At 70.5% G+C, this 7,718-nt stretch carries 7 protein-coding genes; all 7 read right to left on the bottom strand.

Annotated features, from left to right (window positions below; genetic code table 11):
* The 7 genes from KF715_03210 to KF715_03180 are packed head-to-tail and all read right to left on the bottom strand — an operon-like array spanning position 1 to position 7,640.
* Entirely contained in the window at positions 1 to 951 is a 951-nt protein-coding gene (locus KF715_03210; protein MBX3735674.1) for a glycosyltransferase family 2 protein, read from the bottom strand.
* Positions 952 to 956: 5 nt separating this feature from the next.
* The gene (gene wecB / locus KF715_03205; GenBank protein ID MBX3735673.1) at positions 957 to 2,099 is read right to left on the bottom strand and encodes a UDP-N-acetylglucosamine 2-epimerase (non-hydrolyzing); all 1,143 of its coding nucleotides are present in this window, start codon (positions 2,097 to 2,099) and stop codon (positions 957 to 959) included.
* A 1-nt stretch (position 2,100) separates the two neighbouring features.
* Entirely contained in the window at positions 2,101 to 3,324 is a 1,224-nt protein-coding gene (locus KF715_03200; protein MBX3735672.1) for a hypothetical protein, read from the bottom strand.
* Positions 3,324 to 4,940 (bottom strand): hypothetical protein, encoded by a 1,617-nt coding sequence (locus KF715_03195; protein MBX3735671.1) that lies wholly within the window; start codon positions 4,938 to 4,940, stop codon positions 3,324 to 3,326. Before KF715_03195 ends, KF715_03200 begins: the two co-directional genes overlap by 1 nt.
* Positions 4,937 to 5,872, bottom strand: a complete 936-nt coding sequence (locus KF715_03190; GenBank protein ID MBX3735670.1) for a hypothetical protein — start codon at positions 5,870 to 5,872, stop codon at positions 4,937 to 4,939. The genes KF715_03195 and KF715_03190 overlap by 4 nt, the downstream gene beginning before the upstream one ends.
* Entirely contained in the window at positions 5,872 to 6,807 is a 936-nt protein-coding gene (locus tag KF715_03185) for a glycosyltransferase (protein ID MBX3735669.1), read from the bottom strand. Before KF715_03185 ends, KF715_03190 begins: the two co-directional genes overlap by 1 nt.
* The gene (locus KF715_03180; protein ID MBX3735668.1) at positions 6,807 to 7,640 is read right to left on the bottom strand and encodes a methyltransferase domain-containing protein; all 834 of its coding nucleotides are present in this window, start codon (positions 7,638 to 7,640) and stop codon (positions 6,807 to 6,809) included. The genes KF715_03185 and KF715_03180 overlap by 1 nt, the downstream gene beginning before the upstream one ends.
* Between the last annotated feature and the right edge of the window lie 78 nt (positions 7,641 to 7,718).

Here is a 7,718-nt window from a genome sequence, read left to right as displayed (position 1 = left end):
TCAGGCGCGGAAGCGGCCGGCGGCGACTTGCAGGCGGCGCGCCAACTTCCAGCCGATGAGGCGGCGGAGGAGTTGAAACGTGCCGCCGCCGAGCGGTTGAAACGCGGCACCGCCGAGGCTGCGGGCGAGTTGTTCGGCGTCGCGCACGAGATCGGGCGCGGCGGGGTAGTAATCGTAGGCGAAGCGCTGCGCGAGGTCGGCGGCGGCGCGGCGCATTGCGGGCGTGTCGGCGAGGAGCGTCATCTCGTCGACGATGAGCTGCACGGCGAGGTGGCCGGACTCGAGGTGGCGGCGACTGCGTTGCGCACTGAGGCTCGATGGGAGCGCGGAGCGGTAGAGCGAAACGGCGTCGGGACAGTAGGCGATGCGCGAGGCGGCGGTGACGATGCGGGCGAAGTATTCGCCGTCGTCGTTGAGCGAGAGGCGCTCGTCCCACGGGCCGGCGGAGTCGGCGATGGCGCGCGGCACGAGCCACGCGGCGGGATGCATCATGCAGTCGTGCGAACCGTAGCGGACGAGGTAATCCTCGGACGAGAGATCGGCGAAGAGCGGATTCGCATCGTGAAAGTGCGGCTGCGCGGGATCGGTGGTGAAGCGGCCCCAGCGCCCGGTGAGGACGGTGCCGGCCGGCTCGCGGGCGGCACGGGCGAGCTGGGCGGCGATCTTGCCCGGCGCGAGCAGGTCGTCGGCGTCGAGGAACTGGATGAACTCGCCGCGCGCGGCTTCGAGGCCGCGGTTGCGCGCGGCGGAGGCGCCGCGGTTGGGTTGCGCGATGACGGTGACGCCGCGCGCCTCGAAGCGCCGAGCGACGGCGAGGCTGTCGTCGGTCGAGCCGTCGTCGACGACGATGAGGTCGAGCGTCGCGCCGGTTTGCGCGAGGCAAGACTCGAGCGCGGCCGCGAGCCACGGCGCGGCGTTGTAGCAAGGGACGATGATCGAGACGGTCGGCACGCGCGTCAGGATTTGAACGCGAGGAGGGATTTCACGCAGCGGGCGGCGGCGGCGCCGTCGCCGTAGGGGAAGGTGGGCTTCAGCGCGCGGCGGGCGCGACGACTAGCGGCGAGCGCGGAGCGGACGGCGGGAAGGAGACGCGTGGGTTGGTGGCCGACGAGTTTCACGAGGCCGGTTTTCAAGCCTTCGGGGCGTTCGGTGGTGTCGCGGGTGACGAGCACGACTTTGCCGAGAGCGGGAGCTTCCTCCTGCACGCCGCCGCTGTCGGTGACGATGACGTGGCTGAGGTCGAGCAGCTGGAGAAACTCGGGGTAATTTTTCGGCGCGGTGAGCACGATGTTCGGGACGCGGCCGAGCATTTCCTCGACGGTGGTGCGGACGTTCGGATTCGGGTGAACTGGATAAAGGAAGAGCGCGCGCGGGTCGGCGGCGGCGAGGCGGGCGAGCGTGCGGCAGATTTGGCGGAGCGGCTCGCCGAAGTTTTCGCGGCGATGGCCGGTGACGAGCACGAAGCGGTGGCGCTTATCGGCGGCGAGGAACGCGGCGATGCGATCGCGGTCGGCGTCGGGCACGGGTGCGGTGCGGAGCCGCGCGACGCCGAGGAGGAGCGCGTCGATCACGGTGTTGCCGGTGACGACGATGCGCGCGTGCGGCAACGGCATCGCTTCGCGGCGGAGCGCGCGGGCGGAGGCGGCAGTCGGCGCCCAGTGGAGCGCGGCGATTTGGCTGATGAAACGGCGGTTGATTTCCTCAGGGAAGGGCGAGTCGATGCGATTGGTGCGTAGGCCGGCTTCGAGGTGGGCGACCTTGATTTTGAGGTAGAACGCGGCGAGCGCGCAGGCCATCGCGGTCGTGGTGTCGCCTTGGACGACGACCCAGTCGGGCTGCAGTTCGCCGAGGACACGGTGCAGCTCGGTCACGGCGCGACTGGTGAGCGACGCGAGCGACTGGTTGGGCTGCATGAGATTGATGTCAACGTCGGCGCGGATGTCGAAGAAACCGAGGATCGGCGCGACGAGGTCGGCGTGTTGTCCGGAGAGGACGACGGTGGTGCGGAAGCGGCGCGGGTCGGCGCGGAGCGCGAGGATGAGCGGCGCGAGCTTGATGGCTTCGGGGCGGGTGCCGAGGACGAGGGCGACGTGGATCATGTCAGGCGGGGAGGATTTCGCGGACGGCGGCGACGAGGCGGGAGCTTTCGGTTTCCCAGTTGTAGATGTCGGTCGCGAGAGACCACGCGCGGTCGCGGAGGGCGGTGAGGCGCCCGGGCGTGCCGGCGAGTTGGGTGAGCTGGTCGGCGAGCGTGAGCGGGTCGTCGTTGGAGAAGGTGAACGCCCAGCCGTCGTGCGCGGCGAGGAGGCGACGGTGCGCGGCGGTGTCGGTGAGCGCGAGGGCGCAGCCGGCCATCATGCCGGTGAAGACCTTGTTGCCGACGGCGAGTTGGTGGAAGAGCTGCGTGCCGGGCTGCGTGCCGAAGCAGATGTCGTGTTCGCCGGCGAGCGGCACCATGTCGCGCGGCGGGGCGCCGGGTGCGAGCGCGAGCGCGTCTGGGATGCGCAGCTCGGTGGCGAGAGTGCGGAGTTGCGCGAGGTAATCGGGACGTGGATTCGCGCCGCGGAGGGTAAGCCGCGCGGGGAAGGGCAGCGTGGCGATGGCGCGGAGAATCACTTCGGCGCAAGCGTGCGGGCCGACGGTCTGGCCGAACCAGTAGAGCGCGAGTGGTGCGTGCACGGGACGTGCGGCGGGCGGCGGAAGCGCGGCGCGTTCGGCGAGCGTCATGCAGTTGTGCAGGACGACGGGCGGACGCTGGAGGCGATGCAGCTCGGCGAGGCGATCCGCGGCGGCGTCGGACATCGTCGTGAGGAACGCGGCGCGCGGGAGGTGGCGGTCTTCGATCGCGCGGACGAGCGCGGTGGGTTCGTCGGTGCAATCGGAGACGAGATCCTCGACATCGACGGCGAAGCGCGCGCGGTGAGTCTGCGCGGCGGCGACGGCGGGGAGGACGACCATCTGCTGCTGGGCGAGGTAGAGGTCGGCGGGAACGGTGCGGGCGGCACGGGCGAGTTCGGGACCGAAGTAGCCGTAGGCGCGATTGCGGGCGAAGTCGGAGGAGAGCGGGAGTTTTTCCGCGAGGCGGCGGCGGAGGCGGGCGAAGCGCGCGTGGAGGCGGCCGCGTGGCGTGCGGCAGAAATCCAGCGCGACGGTTTTCCAGCGCGCGGCGGCGATGAGAGCGTCGTCGTGTCCGCGGAAGCGCGCGAGGTGGTCCGGATAGATGACGGTGACATCGTGGCCGGCGGCGGCGAGGCAGTCGGCGTTGCGCACGAGGCGCGGATTACTGCCGAGCTGATTGGGACCGAGAATGACGATGCGGGCCATCAGCGGGAGTCGGACGAACGCCGATAGAGGGTCGCGAATCCTTCCGCGGGCGAGGAGACGGCGTGCCAGTGGCGGCCGTCGGCGAGTTCGGTGGGCGGCACTTTGTCGCCGTAGAGACCGATGAACAACGGGGCGCGGCCGAGCGCCGCTGCCGGCGCCGGGCCCGCGGGTTGATAAGGCGAGCCGACGTGGCCGAGGAAGTGCAGCGCGATGGTCTGCGGGCCGCGGCGCCACACGGAGAAGTCGGTCGGGGCTTGCGGACGAAAGCCGGCGGCGAAGAGCTCACGGAGCGCGAGTTGCTCGGGGAGCCACCCGGCGAAATAGAGGGTTTCGCTCGACGAGCCTTCGACAAAGGAGCGGATTTCGGCGAGGCAGGTTTGCTGGTGGAGTTTTTCCTGGCGCCACGTCTCCGCGGCGAAGAGGTGGCCGGTGCGGAGACGGAAGCCGTCCTCGTTGGGAATCACGTCGCCGCCGCCGAGGACGATAGTGATGGTGCGAGAGCCAAGCGGAAGCGAGACAGAGAATGCGGCCGGCGCTGCAGAGAAGAAGCGCGCTTCACTCGGCAGCACGCAGATGCCGGCGACCGCATCGGCGGTCGCGGCGAGCGCGACGAGAGCGAGCGCGATGCGATGGCGGCGCGTGAGGAGGTCGGAGATCAAGAGCAACGCCGGCACGAGCGCGAACGGGATCGTGTAGTAGAGATATTTGGTGCTCACGAGCGCGTCGCGATAGGCGAGCGCAGAGGGGACGAGGCCGGCGGCGACGAGGGCGAGATGCGTTCCTTTTTTGCGCGCGACCAGTCCGACGACGCCCGCGATCGAGGCGAGCAGGAGCGCCGGCGAGAGCAGGGTCAGCAGCGCGTCGCGCGTCATGCGCAGCGTGCCGGAGTCGGCGGTGCGACCGGCGAAGGCGGTGACGGCGGCGGAGAGCGGAGCACCGCTGAGCTGGTGCAGGCCGAGAAAGACGAGAACGGCGACGCCGGCGGCGAGCGTGGTGTCGCGAAACGTCCTGGCACTCCAGCCGTCGTGAAGGGCGAGCAGCGGCAGCGCGGTGGGCGCGACGAGCAGCGCGTCACCGCGCAGCCAGCCGGCGATGCCGAGGCCAGCGCCGCCGACGAGCAGCAGCGGCAGTCGCGCGCGCCGGGCGAAGGGCACGAGTGAGAGAAGCACCACGCCGCCGGCCAGCGCGCTGGTGTTGAGGTAGCAGGCGGCGGAGACGGTTTCCTGGCAGGCGAGCATACCGAGGAGCGCGAAGACGAAGGGAATCGAGAGAGCGGCGGAGAGCAGCCATGCACCGGAGGCGGCAAAGAGCGTAGCACCCACGACGGTCGCGGTGGCGAAGACAGTTTGCGCGGAGACGCCCGTGAGACGGACGGCGGCGGCGAGCGCGTCGTAGGAACCCGGTTGAATGGGGAAAAGGTAGCGGCGCGCCAGCAGTGCGGGCGAGGACGAGACCATGCCTTCAACACCGAAGAGCACGCCCTGCTCGTCGCCCTCAACGGGCACGATGGGCCAGATGCCGCGGCTGGCGATGAGCACGAGTGCGGCGCACGCGATCCACGCGCTGCCGCGGAGGACAGCGGGCGAGGTGGATGAAGCGGGCGCGGAGACGTTCACGGGCGTTGCAGGGCGACGCGCCAGCAGTGGCGGAAGTAGGCGGGTTTCGAGTCGGCGACGTAATGATGCATCACGGCGCGGCACTCGACGGACTCGGGCGGGCGCGGCAGCAGCACGTGGTCGGCGGGGGGCGGCACGGCGCAGGCGCGGCCGGCGAGGTGCAGTGCGACGAGCGCCTGTTCCTGATAATAGTGCGTGCCGGCGCGGGCTTGAAGTTCGCGGCACCAGAATTCCATGCGCTCCCAGTCAATCTCGTCGCTGCGCAAGCCGAGCGTGCCGGTGTTGACGCGTTCGCTGACGCGCTGCCCGGCGAGTTCGTCGAGGAGCGAGAGCGGGTAGCCGTAGGCGTTTTCGATATCCTCGCCGCGGAGCGGAGTCGTGGGTGCGTCGTGCCAGTCGAGGAGGAAGCGCGGCTCGGCAAAGAAGAGGAGGTCGGAGTCGAGGAAGAGTTTCCAGCCGCTGAGGCCCGCGTGGAGGTCGGTGATTTTGCGCAGGAGCGGGAAACCGACGCGACGCGCACGGAGCGTCGGGAAACGTGCGGCGGGCAACGCGGCGTCGAGGCGCGCGGTGATGTCGGCGTCGGTGAGGAAACGCGTGTTCGGGAAGAGGCGGCGGAGCGGCGCGCGGAATTCCTCGGTGAGCGAGCCGTCGTCGAGAATGACAGGGGCGAGCGGGCGGCGCGCGTGCCGGGCGAAGGTCCAGAGGCAGAACGCGGTTTGATACCAGTAGCGGCGGCCGGTGAGGAAATGCAGCTCGACCGGCGCGCCGGTGGCGGGCGCGGGCAGCGGGAGCGTGTGCGCGGCAGCTTCCATCGCGGCGCGGCCGCGCGCGGTGCGCCAGACCTCCAGCGGTCCGCCTGCGTCGGCGACGCTCCGCAGGTAGCCGATCGGGCGGTGGTAGAGCTGGTAGGCGATTTGGCCAGGGAGCGACATCAGTGCAGTTGCGCGAGGCCTTCGAAGTGGCCGCAGGCGCCTTGCCAGCGGATGCGGGCGAGGTCGCTGGACCACGCGCGGTAGACGAACCAGGCTTTCAACTGGCGCAGCGGGACGGTCCACGACGCGATGGGCGGCCAGGGATTGGCGTCGTATTGATGGAGGACCTGCACCCACGAACGCGCGATGCCGCGGTTGAGGCGCGCGACGTAGTCAGGTTGCACACGGCCGCTCGGGATGAGGTGCGTGAGGACGAGGGCGGGAAAATAGCCGACCGACCAGCCGGCGCGCAGGACCGAGAGGACGATGTCGTTGTCGCCGCTGGAGGAGAGTTCGTTGCCGCGGCGGTCGGGCAGGCGCGCGGTGGAGTCGTCGGCGAGCCACGCGGCGAGCGCGGTGCGGCGCAGCGCCATGCCGGCGCCGACGGGAGCGCAGAGCGGGTATTCGTTGCGGCCCGTGCTCGGGTCGAAGAGCGCGGGGCAAATTTGCGGCGCGTCGCCGAGGTCGCGGCAGGCGAGCAGGCCGTCGAATTCCGGCTGCCACCACGCGGGGCGCGGCGACTCGAACTCGCCGAGGTTCTTGCCACCGGCGGCGCCGAGTTTCGAGTGTGCGGCGAAGAGCGCGACGACTTGGTCGAGGTAATCGGGCGCGAGAACGTTGTCGTCGTCCACGAGCACGAGCAATTCGCCGTGCGCCTCGGTGAATCCGCGCCGGCGCGCCGGCGTGAGGCCGAGCGATGGCTCGCGGACGATGCGGAGGTTGGCAGGTCCGAGCGTGGCGAGTTCGGCGGCGTCGAGCGCGGGCGCGGAGGCGTTGTCGACGAGGATCGTTTCCCAGTTTGCTGCGGGCATCGTCTGCGCGCGCAGGCCGGCGAGGGTGCGCGCGAGGCGGCCGTGGTGCGGGTTGTGCGTTGGAAGGACGACGGAAAGGAACATCAACGGGGCGGTGGGAAGCCGGGGCGATATGGCGCGGAGAGCTCGAGCATCTCGCGGAGCCACGCAGACGGATCATCGGCGCGCTGGCCGCGCATTCGCCATTTCAGGCCGCGGAGCCGACGGATGGTCGGATCGGTGATGCGCTCACGAAACGTGGGCGCCGCGGCGCGATAAAATTCCTCGGCGCGGGCACGGGCCTCGTCGTTGGTGAGCAGACGCCATTCGAAGGTGTCGGTCCACGCGAAGTGGATATCGTGAGCGGCACCGGCGTTCACAAGGCGTTCGCAGGCGAGGAGCGGGAGGGCGTAACGCGAGCGCGGCAGCGCGGCGGTGGCGGATTTCGGCGAGAGCTCGAGGCGTTGGCCGACGACGTCGAGAATCCAGTGGTGGTGCGGGTGTCCGCAGAGCGAGGTGATGCGGTCGCGCACGCCGATGGATTGCTCCTTGAGTCGCGTGGGCGATTCGATGACGCCGGCGCGGGCGACGCGGCGCATTTCGCGGAGGAGCGGTTCGGGCGTCGTGAGGTCCTCGACGGTCTGGCCGCAGAACGCGAAGTCGAAGAACTTGTCCGGCACCGGCAGACGGAAGGCCGGCGCGGTGAAGTCGGCCAGCATCCATGTGTCGGCGGTGAAACGTTCGCCGGGCAGCGGCGCGAGGTTCAGGCGGCCGAGGCGTGTCTGGTAGGGCATCGCGTCGGCGACGTGCGTGGCGCGCGAGAGCGGACAGAACCAGCCGCCGAGGTCGAGGACGCGCGCGTCCGGCGGGAGCGCTTCGAGGCGGGCGCGCAGGGAGGCGCTGCCGGAGAAGTTCGCGAGGGACGGCGAGTCGCTCATGTGCCGCGCAGGTGCGTGGGGCGCGTGCTGCTTTGCCAGCCAGCGGGGGCGTCGCGGCCGGTGAGGCGCAGGAACGCG

It is taken from the genome of Candidatus Didemnitutus sp. (genome assembly GCA_019634575.1).
GTDB lineage: Bacteria > Verrucomicrobiota > Verrucomicrobiia > Opitutales > Opitutaceae > Didemnitutus.
This window is presented reverse-complemented; position numbering and strand designations above follow the sequence as displayed.

Bases quoted from the DNA above. Each gene is read 5' to 3' on its own strand.
- wecB (MBX3735673.1), bottom strand. From the start codon at position 2,099: ATGATCCACGTCGCCCTCGTCCTCGGCACCCGCCCCGAAGCCATCAAG.
- KF715_03200 (MBX3735672.1), bottom strand. From the start codon at position 3,324: ATGGCCCGCATCGTCATTCTCGGTCCCAATCAGCTCGGCAGTAATCCG.
- KF715_03190 (MBX3735670.1), bottom strand. From the start codon at position 5,872: ATGTCGCTCCCTGGCCAAATCGCCTACCAGCTCTACCACCGCCCGATC.
- KF715_03185 (MBX3735669.1), bottom strand. From the start codon at position 6,807: ATGTTCCTTTCCGTCGTCCTTCCAACGCACAACCCGCACCACGGCCGC.
- KF715_03180 (MBX3735668.1), bottom strand. From the start codon at position 7,640: ATGAGCGACTCGCCGTCCCTCGCGAACTTCTCCGGCAGCGCCTCCCTG.